Origin of the sequence: Streptomyces sp. NPDC017448 (assembly GCF_044330565.1) — a bacterium.
Taxonomy (GTDB): Bacteria; Actinomycetota; Actinomycetes; order Streptomycetales; family Streptomycetaceae; genus Streptomyces.
The window spans coordinates 757315-776354 of the sequence record NZ_JBIRLM010000001.1; the positions used below are offsets into that span (position 1 = coordinate 757315).

The following is a 19040-nucleotide window of genomic DNA, read 5'->3' on the forward strand; positions in this document are numbered from 1 at the left end:
CATGACCGAGAAGACCGCCCTCACCCCCTCCACCCACACCACGCCGCCCGCGAAGTTCTCGCACGGGGTGAAGAAGGGGAACATCCTCCAGGTCGCCGGCCAGGTCGGCTTCCTCCCCGCCGTGGAGGGCCGGGCCCCGACGCCGGCCGGCCCCACCCTGCGCGAGCAGACCCTCCAGACCTTCGCCAACGTCAAGGCGATCCTGGAGGAGGGCGGCGCGAGCTGGGACGACGTGATGATGATGCGCGTCTACCTCACCGACGTGGACCACTTCGCGGAGATGAACGAGATCTACAACGCCTACTTCGCCGAGCAGGACCTCAAGGAGGCCCCCGCCGCCCGCACCACGGTCTACGTCGGCCTCCCCAAGGGCCTGCTCATCGAGATCGACGCGCTCGCGGTGCTGAGCTGACCCGTCCCGGCCCGCCGAAGGTCCCGGCCCTCCGGACGTTCCGTCCGCCGGACCTCCCGCCCCTCCGAACGCCGCGCCCCCCGGATCGCTTTGCCCCACCCGCGTAACCCCTCCCGCCCGCCGCACGGCACGGCGCCCCGCTCCCCGGGGGCGCCGTGCCGCGCTCCTCCCTGCCCTCCAGCACCACCGGAGTCCCCATGCTGCTCGCCGCCCCTCCAACGCCGGCCGAGGCCCCACCGCGCACCGGTGGTCTGCTCCTCCTGATCGACGGCACCGCCGGTCTGCTGACCGTCGCCGCCCTCGGCATCGCCCTCCTCCTCTTCCTGATCATCAAGGTCAGGCTCCAGCCGTTCGTCGCCCTGCTCGCGGTCTCCATAGCCGTCGGCCTCGGCGCCGGGCTCTCGGTCACCGAACTCTTCGGCACCGTGCAGAAGTCCGCCGCCGTCTCGGTCGTCGAGTCCGGCATGGGCGGCATCCTCGGCCATGTCGCGATCATCATCGGGCTCGGCACCATGCTCGGCGCGATCCTCGAAGTGTCCGGCGGGGCAGAGGTGTTGAGCGCCCGCCTGCTGAACGCCTTCGGTGAGAAGCGCGCCCCCCTCGCCATGGGCATGACGGGCCTCGTCTTCGGCGTCCCGGTCTTCTTCGACGTCGGCATCTTCGTCCTCGCGCCGATCGTGTACGCCGCCGCCAAGCGCTCCGGCAAGTCGATCCTGCTCTACGCGATGCCGCTGCTGGCGGGCCTGTCGATGACCCACGCGTTCCTGCCGCCCCACCCCGGCCCGGTGGCCGCCGCCGGACTCTTCGACGTCTCGCTCGGCTGGGTCATCCTGATGGGCGTCGTCGTCGGCCTCCCCTCCGTCCTCGCCGCCTGGGCGTACGCCGCCTGGATCGGCAAGCGGATCTTCGTCGAGGTGCCGCAGGACATGGTGGAGGCCGCCCGGGAGGCCAAGGCCGCCGTCGCCGCCGAACAGCGCGCCGCCGGGGCCGTCCCGCACGAGAAGCCGGTCCCGCTCGCCACGGTCCTCGCGATCATCGGCACCCCGCTGGTCCTGATCCTCGCCGCGACGTTCTCCTCCATCGCCCTGGACCCCTCCACCCTCCGCTCGGTGATCGAGTTCTTCGGCAACCCGTTCGTCGCCCTGACGATCGCCCTGTTCCTCGCGTACTACCTGCTGGGCATCCGGCGCGGCTGGTCCCGCACGTCCCTGGAGTCCGTCTCCACGTCCTCCCTCAAGCCGGTCGGCAACATCCTGCTGGTGGTCGGCGCGGGCGGCGTCTTCGGCGCGGTCCTCAAGGGCAGCGGCATCGCGGACGCGCTGGCCGACACCTTCAACGACGTGGGCCTGCCGGTCATCCTGCTCGCCTGGCTGATCTCGGTCGTCCTGCGCGTCGCCCAGGGCTCGGCCACCGTCGCGATCGTCACGACAGCCGGGATCGTGGTCCCGCTGGTCGAGGGCCAGGACCTCTCCCAGGCCCACCTCGCGTTGATCATCATGGCGATCTCGGCGGGCTCGATCTTCGCCTCGCACGTCAACGACGGCGGCTTCTGGATGGTGTCGAAGTACTTCGGCATCAGCGAACGCGACACCCTGAAGTCCTGGACCGTCCTGGAGACGGTGCTCTCGGTCGCGGGCTTCGTGGTGGCGGCGCTGCTCAGCCTGGTGATCTAGCCGACCGGCGGCCGGGGGCCCGGCGCGGACCCACGACACCTCGGGTCACCCGGGGCAGCCCCCGGCCCGCCCGATTCCCGCCCGCCCCCTTGTGCCGCCCCGCCGATTGCGCTTCCTTGATCCGCATGGCGGAGACAAGCGCAACCACAGGGACAGGGGAGCCGGCCTCCCGACCTCGTCGGTCCAGTTGGAGGTATATCGGCCCCGGCATCGTCGTCGCGGCGACCGGGGTCGGGGCCGGCGACCTCGTCGCCACGCTGATCGCGGGCAGCAGGTTCGGCTACACGCTGATGTGGGCGGCGGTGATCGGCTGCGTCGTCAAGATCTCGCTCGCCGAGGCGGCCGGCCGCTGGCACCTGGCGACCGGCCGCACCCTCTTCGACGGCTGGCGCAGCCTGGGCCCCTGGACCACCGTGTACTTCGCGGTCTACGTCGTCGTCTGGGGCTTCCTCTACGGGGCGACGGCCATGTCCTCCAGCGCCCTGCCCATCGTGGCGCTCTTCCCCGACGGGCCGGGGCTGAAGTTCTGGGCGATCGTGACCGGCCTGATCGGGCTGGGCTTCGTCTGGTTCAACCGGTACGCCGTCTTCGAGAAGGTCATGACGGTCCTGATCGGCATCATGTTCGTGGTGGTCGTGTACGTGGCCCTCCGCGTCGTGCCGGACGTCGGGGCCTCGTTCGCCGGGCTGCTGCCCGTGCTCCCGGACGGCTCGCTGCTCTACACCCTCGGTCTGATCGGCGGCGTCGGCGGCACGATCACCATGGCCGCCTACGGGTACTGGGTCAACGCCAAGGGGTGGAGCGACTCCTCCTGGATGAAGGTGATGCGGCTCGACAACCGGGTCGCCTACATCACCACCGGGGTCTTCGTCGTGGCGATGCTCATCGTCGGCGCCGAGCTGCTGCACGCCTCGCAGACCGCCCTCACCTCCGGCGACCGGGGGCTGATCGACCTGGGCGAGGTGCTGGAGGACCGTTTCGGCGCGGGTACCGCCAAGCTGTTCCTGGTGGGCTTCTTCGCCACGTCGTTCTCGTCGCTGATCGGCGTCTGGCACGGGGTGAGCCTGATGTTCGCCGACTTCGTGGAACGGTTCCGGGCCCCGGCGGCCGAGGCCGGGCGGAAGGCCGGCCCCGCCGTCGCCGACCGCCAGCAGCGTTCGATGCCCTTCCGCGCCTATCTGCTGTGGCTGACCTTCCCGCCCATGACCCTGCTCTGGCTGGACGAGCCCTTCGGCCTGGTCATCGCGTACGGGGTGCTCGGCGCGTTCTTCATGCCGTTCCTCGCCCTGACCCTTCTGTGGCTGCTCAACTCCTCCCGTACGCCCGGGGAGTGGCGCAACGGCTGGGTCAGCAACGGGATGCTCGCCCTCTCCGGCCTGCTGTTCGTCGTGCTGTGCGTCCAGCAGGTGCGGGAACTGCCCTGGTGACCCGTCGGCGTCGGACGTACCGGACGTGCCGGACGTGCCGGATGTGCCGGACGTGACGACGGAACGACGCAGCGCCGCCGGGGGAGCGGCGGCGCTGCGGGGCCGGGGTGGTGCGGGGTGGACGGGTCCGGGCTACGGCAGGCTGCGGACGTGCGGGCCGACCGCCTTCGACCAGGCGAACCCGGCCGTCGCGTCCCAGTTCGTCGACCAGGTCATCGCGCCGCGCAGCGACGGGTAGGTCCTGGACGGCTTGAACGAGCCGCAGTTGACGCCCTTGGTCAGGCAGTCCAGCGCCGCGTTCACGATCGACGGGGAGACGTAGCCGCTGCCCGCGCCGCGGGTGGAGGCGGGGACGCCGATGCCGACCTGGGACGGGTCGAGGCCGCCCTCCAGCTGGATGCAGGCGAGCGCGGTGAGGAAGTCCACCGACCCCTGCGAGTAGACCTTGCCGTCGCAGCCGAGCATCGAACCGCTGTTGTAGTACTGCATGTTGACGACCGTCAGGATGTCCTTGACGTTCAGCGCCGTCTTGAAGTACTCGCCCGACGTCGACTGCATGTCGATGGTCTGCGGAGCCATCGTGAGGACCAGGCCGGGGCCCGCCTTCGCCGAGAGCTGGCGCAGCGCCTTCGTCATGTACGTGGAGTTGAGGCCGTTCTCCAGGTCGATGTCGACGCCGTTGAAGCCCCAGTCCTGCATCAGCGCGTACACCGAGTTGGCGAACGCGGTGGCGGAGGCGTCGCTGTCGACCCGGACCGTGCCCAGCTCGCCGCCGATGGAGATGATGACGTTCTTGCCGGCCGCCTGCTTGGCCTTGACGTCCGCGCGGAACTGTGCCTCGGTGTAGCCGTTCAGTCCGGCGGTGTCCAGGTTGAAGGTGACCGCGCCCTGCGTCGCCGTGGCGTCCGCGAAGGAGACCGCGATGATGTCGTAGTCGGCCGGGACGTCGCTCAGCTTCTGGACGGTCGCGCCGTTGTTGAAGTTCTGCCAGTAGCCGGTCACCGCGTGCTTGGGCACGGAGGTCCCCGGCCCGGTGCCGTTCTTGGCCGTACGGACGCTGATCGCCGCCGACTTGACCGACTCCCCGGCCGCGTTGACGGCGCTCACCGAGAACTGGTAGGCCGTGTCGGCGCTCAGGCCCGTGACGGTCGCCGAGGTGCCGGTGGAGGTGGTGGCCTTCACGCCGTCCCGGTACACGGTGTACCCGGTGGCGCCGGAGGCCGCGTTCCACGACAGGGCGACGGAGGAGGTGGTGGTCGCGCCCGCCGTGAGGCCGGCCGGGGGCGCCGGGACGACCGGGCCGGGCTCCTCGCTCCCCCCGCCGTCGGGCCCGGTCACCTCGACGTCGTCGGCGAAGTAGGCGGCCTGCCCGTACCAGCCGTGGGTGTACACGGTCACCGAGGTGGTGTTGGCGCCGGTCCTGAAGCTGGTGGACAGCTTGGTCCAGCTGGAGGAGCCCGGCGTCCAGGTCGAGACGTCGGTGGTTCCGGTGCCGCTCGCCCCGAGGTAGGCGTAACCGCCCTGCACCCAGGAGCTGAGCGTGTACGTCGAGTCGGGCTTCACCTTGACCGACTGCGAGCACTTGGCGTTGTCGTGGCCGGCCGGGGTGGCCTTCAGCGCCGACGTACCGCTGCGGACGGGGGTGGAGACGGTCGCGCCGGTGCCTCCGGTGCAGCTCCAGTTGGCGAGGCCCGACTCGAAGCCCGCGTTCTTGGCGTTGTTGACGTCGGCGGCCTGGGCGGTGCCGGCGAGTCCGGTGACGGTCAGCGCCGCGGCGGCGACGACGGCCAGGGCGGACCCGAGCACGGGCCGGGTGCGGCGCCCTCTTCTGCGACTGCTGGCTGCGGAGCGTTCCACTGGTGCCTCCGGGTGGGGGAGTTGGCGGGGTGGTGGCGGAGCGTGCGGGGGCGCCGGGGGGCGCCGGGACCGGTCGCACGGCGGGTGGTGCGGGGGCCGGGCTGCTGAGGTAGGTGGTGCGGGGGGTTCGCGGTGCTGCGGGGCGACGCGTGAAGCGGGGGAGCGGGGGGTGCTGGGCCGGGGCGTGAACAGGGGGTGGTGTCCTGGGAGCGGTGGCCACCGCTTGGCGCACCAAGTTGGTCCAGACCATTCGAGTTGTCAAGACCTCTGGCAGGGGAGGCCGTTCGGGAAGGCGCGCGACCGGGCGTACGGCCACCCCGTGCGACCCGTACGGCCACCCCCGTGCGGCCCCTGCGGCCACACCCCCGTACGGGGGTGCCGTCCCGGATTCCTTCCGGCCGGCGGAGGCCGCGCGACCGCTCCTCGCCCCCCGCACGGGTGATCTTGCGCAATATCTCCGGTCGGTCACGGAAGCGGCCCTGCGGAAAGGCGGCCGCACGCTGCGGAATCCGGGCTGACGTGCGGGAACGGGTAAGTGTGTGAAATCCGAACCTGCCCGGGGGTGACGCTCCGCGATGAAAGGGAAGGGGAGGGAAATCGATTTCATCCCGTTTAACCCCCGGTCTCTCCAGGAACGGCGTTCGGATGGTGTCGTACTGGTCTCCGATAACTGTTCTCTGCCTGGTGAGACGTGGCTACAGTGCTGGGTCAGGAGCACGGAGCAGGAGCGATTGCGGTCGGCGTCCCCACGCCGACCGGAGCCGAAACGGGGAGAGCGTGCCGACCGCGATAGCAGTGACGAGCGCAGACCTGGTACTGCCGCCGACCGACCAGCAGACGCCGACCGCCGCTCTGCTCCAGGCCCCCCAGGCCCAGGCGCTGGAGCCGGCCATCGGCGACATGCACCTGCTGCTCGAACAGCACGGCCATGTGATCGCCCTCTACCCGTCGGGCCTCAGACCCGAGCACGAGCGCCGCCTCCACTCCATCCGCTCGGTGCTGGAGAGCGACCGGATCGCCCTGGTCAAGGTGGACCTCCCCCCGCTCGGGATCGCCGTACTGGTGCGCCAGCTCCGGCAGTTGTCCATCTGCGACTTCAGCCCCGGCGTGGTCGCCTCCGCCGCCCGGCTGCTCTCGCACTACATCTACGCCGGCGCCCTCCTCAACTCCGTGGCCCGGCTCGACCGGGTTCCGGTCAGCCTCAAGAGCCACGCCAAGTCCTGGGTTCCCGGATCGCAGTTCGCCGTGCTCGCCGGGCCCGAGGCGCAGCTGGTGAAGGTGGGCCCGACCGCGGAACCGCTCAAAGGCCCGGACTTCGCCACGCATCTTCTGGTGGCCAAGGGGAATCTTCAGTCGGACTGGGTACAGGAGACCCTCGCGCCCGCCTGGAAGGTCCAGGCCGTTCACGACGCCGGTATCCCGTCCGACTCGCCGCGCTGGTGGGGCACGGGAAAGCTGGTGGAGTTCGCCGCCCACCTCCCGGACCTCCCGGTGCTCTACCAGCTGGTCGCCTCCGTGCGCCGGGAGAAATGCCACTGGTGCGCCATGGAACTCATCGGCGATCGCTGCGCATTCTGTTCCGCTCCTCTCGCGGCTCCGGAGAACCGCGCGCTCCCCGCCGGTGTCCTTCACCGGGGGACCGGCGAACCGCCGGGCCCCTAGCCCCGACCGCTCCCCCGCCCCCGCTCCCCCCGCCCCGCGCCCGGTCGCTCCTCCCGCACCGGCCGCCCGTCCCCCTCCGTGACCGGCGCCTCCTCCCGCCCGTCCCCCCCGTTCCTGACGTCCCGCACCACCGCTCCCGCTCCCCGGGCCGCGCACCGCCGTTCCTCCCGCGGCCCCGCGCCGCCGCCCGGGCGAGCGCGTAACCGACCGCTTCCCGCTCCCGCCCTCCGTCCGCCGCCCACCCCACGCATCCGATTCGAACGAGGTTGTCCGGACCATGAACTCCCGCCAGCGCCGCGGCGTGATACTCCTGCTCCTGTCGGTCCTGTGCGCCTTCGCGGCCTTCGCCGGCGTGCTCTCGGTGATCAGCGACGTCAACTCGAAGGTCGGGCCCGAGGTGACGGCGTACCAGCTGAAGACCAACGTGGCTCCGTACACCGCCCTGAACAGCGGCCAGTTCGAGAAGATCAAGATGCCGAAACGGTGGCTCTCGGAGAACGCCGTGACCGACCTGCGGGAGGTCGAGTCGAAGATCGCGGTCACCGAACTGCGCGCCGGCTCGCTGCTGCAGTCGGACATGATGGTCCGCAAGCCCGAACTCCGCGCGGGCGAACAGGAGATCGCCATCATGATCGACGCCTCCACCGGCGTGGCCGGCAAGATCACCCCGGGTGCGACGGTCAACATCTACGCCACGTTCGCCGGGGAGCAGCAGGGCGACCCCGCACAGTCCAAGGTCATCGTCGCCAACGCCAAGGTGCTGGACGTCGGCGAGCTGACCGCCCTGAACCCGCGCGCGGACGACCGGGGCACCGGGGCCACCGAGGCCGTGCCGATCACCTTCGCCCTGAACACGCTGGACACCCAGCGCGTCGCCTACGCCGAGTCGTTCGCGGAACACGTGCGCCTCGCGCTCGTCGCCCCGGGGAGCGACGGCACCATCCGCCCGGGGGACCGCACCTACACGCTCGACAAGGACAAGTGAGGCCGGGATGACCACCAGAATCCTCCCCGCCGTCGGCGACCTCGACGCGGCCCGCTCCGTCACCACCCTGCTCAACCAGTTGCCCGACGCCGAACCCGCCGCCCCGGCGGGCGACTCCACCCAGCTCATCGACGCCCTGGCCCGGCTCGCGGGCGAGGCGCTCGACGAACTGCCCGACGTGGTGCTGGTCCACGAGCGGATCGGCCCGGTGCCGGCCCTGGAGCTGGTCCGGGAGGTGTCGATGCGGTTCCCCTCCGTGGGGGTCGTCCTGATCACCGCGGACGCCAGCCCGAACCTCTTCGCCGACGCCATGGACTCCGGGGCGCGCGGCCTGGTCACCCTCCCGCTGAGCTACGAGGAGCTGGCCAACCGCGTCCAGGCGGCCGCCCAGTGGTCCGCCGGGGTGCGCCGCCACCTCACCGCCGGGAGCGAGGTCTTCACCGGCCCCGGAGGCACGGTCGTCACGGTCACCGGGGCGAAGGGCGGGGTCGGCGCGACCGTCACCGCCATCCAGCTCGCGCTGGCCGCCCAGGCGTCCGGCAACACGGTGGCGCTGGTCGACATGGACCTCCAGACCGGGGACATCGCCTCGTTCCTCGACGTCCAGTTCCGGCGCTCCATCGTCGACCTCGCCCTGATCACCGACATCTCGCCCCGGGTGCTGGCCGACGCGGTCTTCTCCCACTCCACCGGCCTCGCCCTGCTCCTCGCACCCGGCGAGGGGGAACGCGGCGAGGAGGTCAGCGACCGCTCGGCCCGCCAGATCGTCAGCGCGCTCCGCACCCGCTACGAGATCGTCGTCATCGACTGCGGCGGCCAGATGAACGGGGCCAACGCGGCGGCCGTCGAGATGGCCGACGTGGCGCTGCTGGTCACCACCCCCGACGTCGTCGCGGTGCGCGGCGCGAAACGCGTCGTACGGATGTGGGAACGGCTCCAGATCCGCAAGGCGGAGGAGACGGTGACCCTGGTCAACCGCTTCACCCGTAACACCGAGATCCAGCCGCCGCTGATCCAGAAGATCACCGGCACCCGGGTCGCCTCGGCGGCGGTGCCCGCCAACTTCAAGGAGCTGCAGGCGTCCATCGACTCCGGGCGGCTGCACGAACTGGACGCCAAGAGCACGGTCAAGCAAGCGCTCTGGGGCCTGGCCGGCGAGCTGGGCATCGTCAAGGAGAGCGCGACGGCGAAGAAGAGCGGCGGCGCCCTGGTCAAGCGGAACAGCGGCGGCTTCAAGAACGACCGGGGCTCGCTCGGACGTCCGCGCCGCCGGCGCGACGGCTCCGGCCGCGGGCTCGGAGACTCCGAGGGGACACGTTGAGCGATGACCACCACGAGGACGGCACGCAGCGGCATACGGGGGCGGACCACCGCCCCGCGTGACCGCCGGGACGGGGACGGGGCCCGGCGCGGGCGCCCTGCCCGGGACCTGGGCCCTGCCCGGGACCTGGGCCCTGCCCGGCGCCGGCGCCACGAGAGGGGTCCGGGCCGGCTCCGGGACCTGGGCCTCGGCCGGGATCGGGACCGCGGCCAGACGGCCGTCGAGTTCCTGGGCATGACCCCCTTCATCATCCTGATCATGCTCGTGCTCTGGGAGTGCGCCCTGATCGGCTACACCTTCAGCCTCGCGGGCAACGCGGCCGACGTCGGCGCGCGCAAGGGCAGCGGGGCGGAGTCCGGGGCGTGGGCCGCGTGCCAGCAGGGCGCGAAGAAGGACCTCCCGGACGCCTGGGCGGAGAACGCCGACGTCAGCTGCCGAGCCGGCGGCAGCCTGTACGAGGCCACCGTGACGCTGAAGGTCCCGGTGCTGGTGCCGGGGCTGTTCGACCTCGACACCGAGATCGAGGGCAAGGCCGGATCACCGATGGAGGGGCAGCCATGGTGACGACACGTCCGTACCGGGGGAGGGCCTCCCGCCGAGGGCCCGCGCGCGGCGGGGACCGGGGCCAGGTCGCCATGGAGTACCTCGGCTTCCTGCCCCTCCTGCTCCTCGTCGCGATGGCGGCCATCCAGCTCGGCATCGCCGCGTACGCCGCCGCCCAGGCGGGTACGGCGGCCCGCGCCGGAGCCCGTACGGCGGCCAGCTACGACGCCCGTACGAGCGGTGAGTCGGCGGCCCGGGGCGCGGTCAGCGGCTGGGTCAAGAGCAACGGCTTCGCCTACACCGAGGGCGGCGGGGCCGACGTGACCGTGACGGTCCGCCTGGTGGTCCCCTCCATCGTCCCCGGCCTGGACGACTGGGAGGCCACCCGCAGTTCGACGATGCGCCGCGAGTAGCACCCGGCGGGCCGGCCGCCGCACACCTCGACCGGACCAGCACCATCCGCGACACCGAGGAGAGTTACGCAGATGAGCCTGCGGGCACGCATGACCGCTCCGGAGGAGCAGCGCGGGGCGCGGGAGGACGGCCACATGGTGGCCGCCTACCGGGCCAAGCTGCTGGAGGAGATCGACCTCGCGGAGATGTCCTCCCTGGCCGCCGCCGACCGGCGGGCCCGGCTGGAACGCGTCCTCGGCCACATCATCAGCCGCGAGGGCCCGGTCCTCTCCACCGTGGAGCGCTCGCAGCTGATCCGCCGCGTCGTGGACGAGGCGCTCGGCCTCGGCATCCTGGAACCGCTCCTGGAGGACGCGTCCATCACCGAGATCATGGTCAACGGCCCCGACCAGATCTTCGTCGAGCGCAACGGCAGGGTCGAGCAGCTCCCGATGCGCTTCGGCTCCCACGAGCAGCTGATGCAGACCATCGAGCGCATCGTGTCGACCGTCAACCGCCGGGTGGACGAGTCGAACCCGATGGTCGACGCCCGCCTCCCCAGCGGCGAACGCGTCAACGTGATCATCCCGCCGCTCTCGCTGACCGGCGCGACGCTCACCATCCGGCGCTTCCCGCGCTCCTTCACCCTCCACGAGATGATCGGCTTCGGCTCGCTGGACGAGCAGATGCTGGTCCTGCTGGCCGGCCTCGTCCAGGCCAAGCTCAACATCATCGTCTCGGGGGCCACCGGCACCGGGAAGACGACCCTCCTCAACGCCCTCTCCGGACTGATCCCGAACACCGAACGCATCGTCACCATCGAGGACTCCGCCGAACTCCAGCTCCAGCAGAACCATGTGATCCGGCTGGAGTCCCGCCCGGCCAACGTCGAGGGCAAGGGCCAGATCACCATCCGCGACCTGGTCCGCAACTCGCTGCGTATGCGCCCCGACCGCATCGTCGTCGGCGAGGTCCGCGGTGGCGAGTCCCTCGACATGCTCCAGGCGATGTCCACCGGCCACGACGGCTCGCTCGCCACCGTCCACGCCAACAGCGCCGAGGACGCGCTGATGCGCCTGCAGACCCTCGCCTCGATGTCGGAGGTCGAGATCCCCTTCGAGGCGCTGCACGACCAGATCAACAGCGCCGTCGACGTGATCGTGCAGCTCACCCGGCACGCCGACGGGGCCAGGAAGATCACCGAGATCGCCGTCCTGGACAGCCACGGCCGCGACCCGTACCGCATCGTCACCGTGGCCCGGTTCAACGCGCGGCCGATGACCCCCGACGGCCGGATCCACGGCGACTTCCAGTACCTCCCGCTGCCCCGGAGGCTCGCCGAACGCCTCTACCTGGCCAGCCAGCCGATTCCGCAGGCGTTCGGCGTGGCCCACTCCGCCGAACAGCTCGCCACCCGAGAGGCCAACTAGGTACCGCGCCATGGACAACGTCAACCTCCCCCTGGTCACCGTCGGCGTCACGCTGCTGTGCTGCGTGCTCGGCGTGATGGGCCTGTACTCCTACTCCGGCGGCAAGGCCGACCGCGACGCCCTCGTCGACCGGCTCTCCCACGTCGGGCAGCTCCCCGAACCGGGCCGCGTCCGCCGCTTCAAGGGGATCGACCGCCGGCTGCGCGGCACGGCGCTCGGCCGGAAGCTGGAGCTGAAGCTCGCCGCGACCGGCCTGGACATCACGCCCGGCGAGTTCCTCGTCTACGCGGTCGTCGCGATGGCCGGCCTCTGGATGATCGCCTCCTCCATGCTGGCCGCCTTCTTCGGGCCGGTCGCCGCCCTGATCGGCCTCTGGGGCACCAACGCGTTCCTCAACTGGCAGCGGACCAAGCGCACCGAGCGCTTCATCAACCAGCTCCCCGAGCTGTCCCGCATCCTCGCCAACGCCACCCAGGCCGGCCTGGCCCTGCGCACCTCGCTGTCCATGGCGGCCGAGGAGCTGGAGAACCCCGCGGGCGAGGAGTTGGAGCGGGTGGCCCGCCGGCTGGCGGTGGGGGAGCCCCTGGAGGACGCGCTCAGCGAACTGACCGACCGGCTGCCCTCACGCGAACTCGTGGTCCTGGTCACGACGCTGGTCCTCTCCAACCGGGCCGGCGGTACGGTCGTCAGCTCGCTGCGCAACCTCACCGAGACGCTGGAGGAGCGCAAGGAGACCCGCCGCGAGGTCAAGACCCAGCTCTCCCAGGTCACCGTCACCGCCTACGCCGTACCCGTCTTCGGCATCGGCGCGATGCTCCTGATGAACGCGGTCATGCCCGGTGCGCTGGACCGGATGACGGGCGCGTTCATCGGGCAGGCGGCCGTGGTGGTCTCCATCGTCCTCTACGCGGTCGGGTTCATCGTCATCCGCCGCATGTCCCGTATCGACGTCTGACGAGCTGGGAGGAGAACCGCCATGGACCTGCTGCTGTCCCTGGTCGCCGGTCTCGCCGTGTACGGGGCCATCCACGGCATCCGGATGTACCGGGCCGACGCCGAACTCCCCCGCGACCTCGCGGTGGCCCTGGAGTCCGGGGCCACCCGCACCGGTGCGGTCGGCTCCGGCATCGACCGCCTCGGCATGCGGTGGGCCCCCATGGTCCTGCGGATGATGGGCCCCAAAGCGGTCAACAAGAAGCGCCGCCAGATCGACCTGGCGGGCAACCCCGGCGGCCTCACCATCGACCGCTACGCCGCCCGCCGCGCGGTCTACGGGGCGCTGGGCCTGCTGGGCGCGTTCTCGATGCTGCTCCGCGGCCAGCTCTTCCTCGCCCTGCTGATGGTCGCCTTCGGCCTGTTCTGGGTGGAGGCCGGCATCTGGTCGGCCATCCGCGTGCGCCGTGAGCACATCGAACGCACCCTCCCGGACTTCCTGGACGTCCTGGCCGTCGTGGTCTCCGCCGGGCTCGGCTTCCGGCAGGCGCTGGACCGCGTCGCGGAGAAGTACGAGGGCCCCTGGTCCGACGAACTGCGCATCACGCTGCGGCAGATGGACATGGGCGTCAGCCGCCGCCAGGCGTTCGAGGAGCTGCGCCGACGCAACGACTCCGAACAGGTCGCCATGTTCGTCACCACCCTCCAGCAGGGCGAGGAGCTGGGTGCGCCGATCGTCGAGACGCTCATCCAGATCGCCAACGACATGCGCCGCACCGACGCCCAGAACGCCCGCCGCAAGGCCGCCCGGGCGGTCCCGAAGGCCACGTTCGCGGTGACCACGTTCCTCCTGCCCGGCACACTCGTTCTTCTCACCGTCGGCTTCGTGTACGGGGCCGACGTCGACCTCACTTTCCTCACGGGGGGATGACATGGACGGCGAGCGGGAGGGGAAGCGCCCCGTGCGCCCCGGAACGCTCGTGGAACGCCGGCGGTACGGGGCGCGATCCGGCCCGGGAACCGTACGGGGATCGAGACGGAGGTGACAGGCACATGGCATACCAGCTCAGCGGCGCCCCGCCCGGGCCGACCGCGGACCTGACCCGCGCCCACGCCGGAACCCCGGCCCGCCCGGCTTTCGCCATCCAGGTCAACGCCCTCCAGGCGATGTGCCGCCAGGTCTTCGGCTTCCGCCTGGCGATGATCGCGATAGCGACCCCGTACGCCATCGCCCGCACCGCGCCCGGTCTGCCCACCTGGTTCATCGGCACGGCGATCCTGGTCACCTTCATGGGCTCGTACGTCCTGTTCCGGGACTGGGAACGCTTCGGCCCGGTCCTCCTGCGCCACCCCTGGATCCTGGGCGTCGACGTGTTCTTCGGCGCCCTGCTGCTGGTCACGGCGACCCCGGAGTCGACGCTCGCCTACGTCACCGTCTGCACCCCGCTGCTGGCCGGACTGGTCAGCGGCTGGCGCGGCGCGGCGATCTTCGCGGCGCTCCAACTGGTCATCGTCTTCGGCGTGTACGCCGGTGTGCCGGGCCCGGCCGAAGGCGGGGCGACGCGCCTCCTCCTGCCCGGCTTCTGCGTGATCGCCGGTGCGGTCGGGGTCACCCTGCGCAACCTGCTCCTGCGCTTCGGCGCTGCCACCCAGGCGCTCACCGAGACCCGGGCCCGGCTGGCGGTGAGCGAGGCGGTCGAGGGCGAACGCACGCGGCTGGCACGGGAGATGCACGACTCGGTGGCCAAGACCCTGCACGGCCTGGCGCTGGCGGCCGACGGTCTGGCGGGCTCGGCGGGCCGGACGGACCCGCCGACCGTGAGACTCCAGGCGGAACTGGTCGCCCGCGCCGCCCGCCGAGCCGCCGCCGAGTCGCGCGAACTGCTCAGCGACCTGCGCCGGGAACAGGGGCTGGAGGGCGGCGTGGACCTGATCACCGAACTCCGGTCCCAGGCCGAGGACTTCACCGCCCGCCACCCGGTCACGGCCACGTTCCGGCGGCTGGCCGAGGAGAACCCGGTGCCCCCGGTCCCGCACGCGGTGGCCCGCCAGCTCGTCACCGTGGCCTCCGAGGCCCTGGAGAACGCCCACCGCCACGCGGACCCGACGTACCTGATCGTCCTCGCGGGCGTGAAGGGCGACATGCTCCGCGTCAGCGTGTACGACGACGGCCGCGGCCTGCCGGCCGGCACGACCCTGGAAGGGCTGCGCCGGGCGGGCCACTTCGGCCTGGTCGGCATGGTGGAACGGGCCGCCTCCATCGGAGCCCGCATCCGGATCGGCCGGGGCAGGGCGGAGAAGGGCACGGAGGTCCGGGTGGAACTCCCGCTGGCCGCGCTGACGGGGGCGGCCGAAGGGACGGACGCCACGACGCCCCCGCCCCCGGCCCCACCGACCCCCCGGCCCCCGTCGCCCGCCCTCTCCACCCCCGACGCACCGGCGCCCGGGCCCGCCCCGGCACCGACGCCTCTCCGGCCCCACGAGCCGACGCCCCTGCGGGCCACTGCGGCCGGTCCCGGACCTGGGTCCGTGCCTGTGGCCGGTCCTGCTCCTGCGCCCGGTCTTGTTCCTGCGCCCGGCCCCGCTCCTGCGTCCGGTCCCCGGCCTGGGTCCGTGCCTGTGGCCGGTCCTGCTCCTGCGCCCGGTCTTGCTCCTGCGCCCGGCCCCGCTCCTGCGTCCGCCCTCGCGCCCGAGAACGTCACGACCCCCCACCCGTAACCCCGACCCTGAGAGGAGGTCGCAGCATGCCGGACGACGTCTTCCCCGCGCACCACCGCTACGGGACGGCGGAACACCGCCCCGCCCCCCAGCACCCGTCGCCGCCCGCACCGCTCGCGCAGGCCCCCGGCCCCGCCGGACGCCCCGGGCCCCAGCACCCTGCGATCCAGTCCCCGGCCCCGCAGTCGCCGTACCCCGCGCCCGGCGGCCCCACGGCGTCCCCGTCCCCCTTCCCCCCGGTGCCGCCCGCCCCCGCCCCGGCCCGGCTGCGGGTGGTGGTCGCGGACGACAACCCGGTGGTCCGGGCGGGCCTGGGCGTCCTGCTCTCGGGCCGGGCCGACATCCAGGTGGTGGCCGAGGCGGCGGACGGCCGCGAGGCGTACGACAAGACGCTCCGGCACCGCCCCGACGTGGTCCTGCTCGACGTCCGGATGCCCGGCGTGGACGGCATCTCGGCCCTGCCGCACCTGGTCGGCATCGCGCCCGTGCTGATGCTGACGTACAGCCGCGAGAGCGAGATCGTCCACGAGGCGCTACGGCTGGGCGCGGGCGGCTACCTGGTGCACGGCGAGTTCACGGCGGACCAACTGGTCCAGGCGGTACGCGACACGAAGGACGGCCGTGCCCACTTCACGGCCACGGCGGCGGACGCCCTGCTGGCCCACATGCGGCAGGGCACGGCACCCCGGCGAGGGCCCCTGCCGGAGGGCCTGGGCCCGGCACCGACGACGGCCCCCGCCCACGTTCCCGTCTCCGCGCCCGCACCGGTGGACGCGCCGTCCCGCTCGCTCGAACATGCGGAAAGCCTTTCGCACCTGCAACCCTCTGTGGGACAGTCTTCTCAGTCCGGAGGATCGGCAGATGCACCCAACAGGCAGCAGTACAGGCTGAGTTCACGGGAGGTGGAGATCATGGACCTGATTGCGTCCGGAATGAGCAATCAGCAGATCGCCGCCACCTGCTTCATCAGTGAGAAGACGGTCAAGAACCACATCAACCGCATCTTCACGAAGCTCCACAGCGCCACCCGCAGCGAGGCCATCGCCCACTGGCTCGGCACCGCGCCCCGGCACCCCGGGCGGCAGCCGTGAACGGGCGACCGCGCGACGAGGGGGCCCAGCAAGCGCTTTGGGCCCGGGAATGGGCCCACGGACCCTCTGGGACCGCGCCGGTCCTCCTCTATGTTTCTCACGTCGTCGACGGCACCGGCCGGGAGGAAGCCGGTACCGGGGGCGGCACCGCAGAAACATGCGAGTCGGCCGGCACCCGGTCGGCCGAACCCGGAGGGGAACACCATGTCGGACATCACCCTGAAGACCGCCGTCCGCGTCAACGGCTGGGCCAACACCGCCGTCAGCCGCCTCCAGAAGCGCTACGCGGCGAAGGACCGGGGCCAGACGGCGTTCGAGTACCTGGGCATCATTCTGGTGGTCGTGGCGATCATCGGGGCGATCGTGGCCACGGGTATCGGCGGCGCGATCTCGGCCCGGATCAGCGGGCTGGTGGATTCCATCACCGCCCAGTGATGACCGGTCGTCCCCGTAAGGACGCAGGGCAGGCCTTCCCCATCTACATCATGATGGTGGCGGGCCTGCTCTTCCTTGCGTTGGCTTTCTTCGCCGTAGGCAAGGCCTCGGCTCTGCGCAACGGCTCCCAGGGCGCGGCGGACGCCGCCGCCTTGGCCGCCGCCCAGCAGGCGCGTACCAACTTCGGGCCCGGGTTCTACGCCTCGCTGCCCGGCAACATGCTGGACACCTTCCTCGTCGCGCCCTTCGTCGCGCCCTGTTCCGAGGCGGAGCGACTGGCTTCCGCCAACGACGCGGACAAGAAGCTCTGCTACCCGACCTACGGGCTCCTGCGCGACCGGATCACGGTCGAGGTCGAAGGCCGCAAGGCCGTGGACTCCTCGGTGATCCCCGGTTCACAGGACAAGAAAGCCAAGGCCGAGGCCACCGCGCTTATTGAGTTCCGCTGCCCCAACCCGAAGGCCGTGGACTTCAACAGTGACGGCGTCCAGGACCTCTTCATCTTCACGTGCCGGGACGGCGAGATTCTCGAGATCCCGCCCGCCAGCCCCCCACCGTGGGAGAGCGTGAGCAGGACCCTCTTCGATGTGCGGTTGGTCGATCAGTGACAGCGAACGATGAGTAGAGGAAACCGATCATGAGCATTCGGCACACCACGACGGGCAGAAGGGCGCTGACGGCTGCCGCGTTGACAGCCGTCTTCGGGCTGGCCCTCACTGCCTGCGGTGACGACGGCGGCAGCGGTGAGGCTAAGCAGGGCGGTGAGAACTCCGCGAAGTCTTCCGAACCCGCCACGCCGCCCACGGAGGAGAAGGGCGAACAGCAGCTGGACACCGCCGCGGGCGAGAACGTGGACCCGAATGCCAAGCTCGCAGAAATCCGCGGTGACGGCCTCCTACTGACCATCCACCAGGCCAAACGCGACTCGGGTGGGTTCGTCACTCTTCAGGCATCGATCAAGAATGAGGGCACGCAGTCGAAGAATACGACCGCGTGGGCAGGCACGGAGACGGCCCTGTTGGCGAAGAACCCCAACTCGGTCGCCGGTGCGACTCTTGTCGACAAGGTCGGCAAGAAGCGCTACTACATTCTGCGCGACACCGAGAACCGCTGCCTGTGCACGACGGGCATTCCGCCTCTGCTCGCAGGGAAGAGCACTTCCGTGTTCATGCAGTTCCCGGCACCGCCGGAGACGACCACGGAAGTCGACTTCACTCTGCCGACCTTCGCGACCACGTCGGTGAAGATTTCCGGGTGACGGCGGACATGACACATACACGTATCCGTATGAGGTCGGCGGGAATCGCGACCGCCTCGTTCCTGGCCGTCGCGAGTCTCACATTGTTGGGGGCGACACCCGTCCTCGCCGACGACGGTCCCAGCGTCCCGCCGGGCACGGAGGCGCAGTCGGTCCCACCCGTACAGGTGGATCCGAACGATCCCGACCTCAAGATGCCCGACGGCGGCACCCTCGGGCCGTCCAAGGTCCTCGACATCGTCCAGGTCGTAGAAGACCTCGGTGGCGAGGAGCGACGCGAGGACAGCAACGCCGACATCAAGTTCGCGCTTCAGGCCGAAGTGCTGTTCGGCAAGGACAGCGCGAAGCTCAGCTCGGCGGCCAACGCCCGTATCGCCGCCATCGCCGAGGAGATCAAGAAGCAGAACGCGACCAAGGTCCGCGTCTTCGGCTTCACCGACGACCTCGGTTCCGCGGCCCACGGCGACGTCCTCTCCAAGAAGCGGGCCGACGCCGTGCACGGGGTTCTGTCGAAGGAGCTCGGCCCCACGATCACGTACGAGATCCGGGGCTACGGCGAGCAGTACCCGATCGCCAGCAACAGCAACGAAGAGGGCCGGAAGAAGAACCGCCGCGTGGAGGTCTCCTTCCCGCGGGGCGGTTCCTGACCGGCTTCCGCAACCCGGACCGGGGTGTAGGGTCTCAAAACTCGCTGCATAATCTCAGCGAGAACTGCACGGCGGCGGCACATATGCCGCCGCCGTGAGACCCGCAGGTCGGAGCGTCACCCATTCGGGTGGCGAGAACAGTGAGCCTCTTCGATTTGACCACCGATCGGGCAATGGGCCGTGAAGCGCAACGAGCGAGGGCCCCGAGCTGTTGATGGAGATGTCTGACGTCTCAATCACGTTGCTCGGGGGCCT

At 71.2% G+C, this 19040-nt stretch carries 18 protein-coding genes; 17 read left to right on the forward strand and 1 reads right to left on the reverse strand.

Features of this window, described 5'->3' with window-relative positions:
- The first annotated feature begins 1 nt into the window (after position 1).
- The 3 genes from ACH4K1_RS03425 to ACH4K1_RS03435 all read left to right on the forward strand — a co-directional run bounded on the left by ACH4K1_RS03425 (position 2) and on the right by ACH4K1_RS03435 (position 3512).
- Positions 2 to 412: a RidA family protein gene (locus ACH4K1_RS03425; protein ID WP_398086073.1), complete on the forward strand. Its 411-nt coding sequence runs from the start codon at positions 2 to 4 to the stop codon at positions 410 to 412.
- Between the two features lie 197 nt (positions 413 to 609).
- The gene (locus ACH4K1_RS03430; RefSeq protein ID WP_398086589.1) at positions 610 to 2085 is read left to right on the forward strand and encodes a GntP family permease; all 1476 of its coding nucleotides are present in this window, start codon (positions 610 to 612) and stop codon (positions 2083 to 2085) included.
- Between the two features lie 125 nt (positions 2086 to 2210).
- Entirely contained in the window at positions 2211 to 3512 is a 1302-nt protein-coding gene (locus tag ACH4K1_RS03435; protein WP_398086076.1) for an Nramp family divalent metal transporter, read from the forward strand.
- Between the two features lie 132 nt (positions 3513 to 3644).
- Here the strand turns inward: ACH4K1_RS03435 and ACH4K1_RS03440 are convergent, their stop codons facing one another.
- A complete protein-coding gene (locus ACH4K1_RS03440) occupies positions 3645 to 5369 on the reverse strand; it encodes a chitinase (protein WP_398086078.1) in 1725 nt (574 codons plus the stop codon).
- 795 nt (positions 5370 to 6164) lie between these two features.
- Here ACH4K1_RS03440 and ACH4K1_RS03445 point away from each other — a divergent pair.
- The 14 genes from ACH4K1_RS03445 to ACH4K1_RS03510 all read left to right on the forward strand — a co-directional run bounded on the left by ACH4K1_RS03445 (position 6165) and on the right by ACH4K1_RS03510 (position 18785).
- A complete protein-coding gene (locus ACH4K1_RS03445; RefSeq protein WP_398086080.1) occupies positions 6165 to 7031 on the forward strand; it encodes a hypothetical protein in 867 nt (288 codons plus the stop codon).
- Between the two features lie 277 nt (positions 7032 to 7308).
- Positions 7309 to 8016 carry a Flp pilus assembly protein CpaB gene (gene cpaB, locus ACH4K1_RS03450; RefSeq protein WP_073764460.1) on the forward strand — a complete coding sequence of 236 codons (708 nt, stop codon included), beginning with the start codon at positions 7309 to 7311 and terminating at the stop codon, positions 8014 to 8016.
- A gap of 7 nt (positions 8017 to 8023) precedes the next feature.
- A complete protein-coding gene (locus tag ACH4K1_RS03455; protein ID WP_398086082.1) occupies positions 8024 to 9337 on the forward strand; it encodes a CpaE family protein in 1314 nt (437 codons plus the stop codon).
- Positions 9338 to 9517: 180 nt separating this feature from the next.
- Positions 9518 to 9901, forward strand: coding sequence for a TadE/TadG family type IV pilus assembly protein (locus tag ACH4K1_RS03460; protein ID WP_398086591.1), 384 nt, complete (start codon positions 9518 to 9520; stop codon positions 9899 to 9901).
- Positions 9895 to 10293, forward strand: a complete 399-nt coding sequence (locus tag ACH4K1_RS03465; RefSeq protein ID WP_398086084.1) for a TadE/TadG family type IV pilus assembly protein — start codon at positions 9895 to 9897, stop codon at positions 10291 to 10293. The genes ACH4K1_RS03460 and ACH4K1_RS03465 overlap by 7 nt, the downstream gene beginning before the upstream one ends.
- 72 nt (positions 10294 to 10365) lie before the next feature.
- Positions 10366 to 11703, forward strand: a complete 1338-nt coding sequence (locus ACH4K1_RS03470; RefSeq protein WP_398086087.1) for a CpaF family protein — start codon at positions 10366 to 10368, stop codon at positions 11701 to 11703.
- Positions 11704 to 11713: 10 nt separating this feature from the next.
- On the forward strand, positions 11714 to 12658 hold the full coding sequence (locus ACH4K1_RS03475; RefSeq protein WP_398086090.1) for a type II secretion system F family protein: 945 nt from the start codon (positions 11714 to 11716) through the stop codon (positions 12656 to 12658).
- 21 nt (positions 12659 to 12679) lie between these two features.
- On the forward strand, positions 12680 to 13567 hold the full coding sequence (locus ACH4K1_RS03480) for a DUF5936 domain-containing protein (protein WP_398086092.1): 888 nt from the start codon (positions 12680 to 12682) through the stop codon (positions 13565 to 13567).
- A gap of 122 nt (positions 13568 to 13689) precedes the next feature.
- Positions 13690 to 15354, forward strand: a complete 1665-nt coding sequence (locus ACH4K1_RS03485) for a histidine kinase (protein WP_398086095.1) — start codon at positions 13690 to 13692, stop codon at positions 15352 to 15354.
- Between the two features lie 26 nt (positions 15355 to 15380).
- Positions 15381 to 16445: a response regulator gene (locus ACH4K1_RS03490; RefSeq protein WP_398086098.1), complete on the forward strand. Its 1065-nt coding sequence runs from the start codon at positions 15381 to 15383 to the stop codon at positions 16443 to 16445.
- A gap of 204 nt (positions 16446 to 16649) precedes the next feature.
- Positions 16650 to 16880 carry a hypothetical protein gene (locus ACH4K1_RS03495; RefSeq protein WP_073764443.1) on the forward strand — a complete coding sequence of 77 codons (231 nt, stop codon included), beginning with the start codon at positions 16650 to 16652 and terminating at the stop codon, positions 16878 to 16880.
- On the forward strand, positions 16880 to 17488 hold the full coding sequence (locus ACH4K1_RS03500) for a pilus assembly protein TadG-related protein (protein ID WP_398086102.1): 609 nt from the start codon (positions 16880 to 16882) through the stop codon (positions 17486 to 17488). Before ACH4K1_RS03495 ends, ACH4K1_RS03500 begins: the two co-directional genes overlap by 1 nt.
- Positions 17489 to 17517: 29 nt before the next feature.
- Complete coding sequence (locus tag ACH4K1_RS03505; RefSeq protein ID WP_398086104.1) at positions 17518 to 18138, forward strand: hypothetical protein; 621 nt, start codon at positions 17518 to 17520, stop codon at positions 18136 to 18138.
- An 8-nt stretch (positions 18139 to 18146) separates the two neighbouring features.
- Positions 18147 to 18785: an OmpA family protein gene (locus tag ACH4K1_RS03510; RefSeq protein WP_398086107.1), complete on the forward strand. Its 639-nt coding sequence runs from the start codon at positions 18147 to 18149 to the stop codon at positions 18783 to 18785.
- The last annotated feature ends 255 nt before the right edge of the window (positions 18786 to 19040 follow it).

What these genes read in the sequence shown, in the direction of transcription:
- ACH4K1_RS03495 (WP_073764443.1), top strand. Translation starts at nt 16,650, where the DNA reads ATGTCGGACATCACCCTGAAGACCGCCGTCCGCGTCAACGGCTGGGCC.
- ACH4K1_RS03435 (WP_398086076.1), top strand. Translation starts at nt 2,211, where the DNA reads ATGGCGGAGACAAGCGCAACCACAGGGACAGGGGAGCCGGCCTCCCGA.
- ACH4K1_RS03425 (WP_398086073.1), top strand. Translation starts at nt 2, where the DNA reads ATGACCGAGAAGACCGCCCTCACCCCCTCCACCCACACCACGCCGCCC.
- ACH4K1_RS03470 (WP_398086087.1), top strand. Translation starts at nt 10,366, where the DNA reads ATGAGCCTGCGGGCACGCATGACCGCTCCGGAGGAGCAGCGCGGGGCG.
- ACH4K1_RS03500 (WP_398086102.1), top strand. Translation starts at nt 16,880, where the DNA reads ATGACCGGTCGTCCCCGTAAGGACGCAGGGCAGGCCTTCCCCATCTAC.
- ACH4K1_RS03505 (WP_398086104.1), top strand. Translation starts at nt 17,518, where the DNA reads ATGAGCATTCGGCACACCACGACGGGCAGAAGGGCGCTGACGGCTGCC.
- cpaB (WP_073764460.1), top strand. Translation starts at nt 7,309, where the DNA reads ATGAACTCCCGCCAGCGCCGCGGCGTGATACTCCTGCTCCTGTCGGTC.
- ACH4K1_RS03465 (WP_398086084.1), top strand. Translation starts at nt 9,895, where the DNA reads ATGGTGACGACACGTCCGTACCGGGGGAGGGCCTCCCGCCGAGGGCCC.
- ACH4K1_RS03510 (WP_398086107.1), top strand. Translation starts at nt 18,147, where the DNA reads ATGACACATACACGTATCCGTATGAGGTCGGCGGGAATCGCGACCGCC.
- ACH4K1_RS03455 (WP_398086082.1), top strand. Translation starts at nt 8,024, where the DNA reads ATGACCACCAGAATCCTCCCCGCCGTCGGCGACCTCGACGCGGCCCGC.
- ACH4K1_RS03480 (WP_398086092.1), top strand. Translation starts at nt 12,680, where the DNA reads ATGGACCTGCTGCTGTCCCTGGTCGCCGGTCTCGCCGTGTACGGGGCC.
- ACH4K1_RS03490 (WP_398086098.1), top strand. Translation starts at nt 15,381, where the DNA reads ATGCCGGACGACGTCTTCCCCGCGCACCACCGCTACGGGACGGCGGAA.
- ACH4K1_RS03485 (WP_398086095.1), top strand. Translation starts at nt 13,690, where the DNA reads ATGGCATACCAGCTCAGCGGCGCCCCGCCCGGGCCGACCGCGGACCTG.
- ACH4K1_RS03475 (WP_398086090.1), top strand. Translation starts at nt 11,714, where the DNA reads ATGGACAACGTCAACCTCCCCCTGGTCACCGTCGGCGTCACGCTGCTG.
- ACH4K1_RS03430 (WP_398086589.1), top strand. Translation starts at nt 610, where the DNA reads ATGCTGCTCGCCGCCCCTCCAACGCCGGCCGAGGCCCCACCGCGCACC.